Source organism: Leifsonia aquatica H1aii (genome assembly GCF_000633535.1).
GTDB classification, from domain to species: domain Bacteria; phylum Actinomycetota; class Actinomycetes; order Actinomycetales; family Microbacteriaceae; genus Leifsonia; species Leifsonia aquatica_A.
In genome coordinates this window covers 1-450 of the sequence record NZ_AYMR01000073.1, presented here as the reverse complement: position 1 = coordinate 450, position 450 = coordinate 1, and the positions used below count along the sequence as shown (strand labels likewise).

Below are 450 nucleotides of genomic sequence, written 5' to 3'. Positions count from 1 at the left end.
AGGCCGTGGCCGGCCTCGTCGTCGCCGCCTCCGCGGCCGACCACGGCGCGACGGTCGAGCGCACCATCCAGCAGCTGCTGGCCCGCACCGTGGACGACGGCACGGACGCCCTCCGGCACGCCGACGTCTCCGCGACCGGCGCCGAGGCCGCCCAGCTCTGGGCGAAGCTGCGTCCGGAGGCGGTGCTCGCCGAGGCCGCGCGCTGCGATGCGGCGGCCACCGAGGTGCTGCGCCTCGCGGGGGTGCGCGCGCTCATCGTGCACAACGAGACCCCCGTCGCCTACGCCCCCACGCTCGTCATCCCCCAGCGCCCGTTCGGCGCGGCGGCGGTGGAGCACGTCGTCGCGGCGGGGCACCGACGCCTCGTCTTCCTGATGCCCACGACCGGTTCCACGATGGCCGACGAGCGGCTCGCCGGAGCGCGGGAGGCCGCCGACGCGGCGGGCGCCC

General features: G+C 78.2%; 1 pseudogene. It reads left to right on the top strand.

Annotated features, from left to right (window positions below):
- Window positions 1-450, top strand: a pseudogene (locus U870_RS22945) (hypothetical protein); the annotation flags it as partial.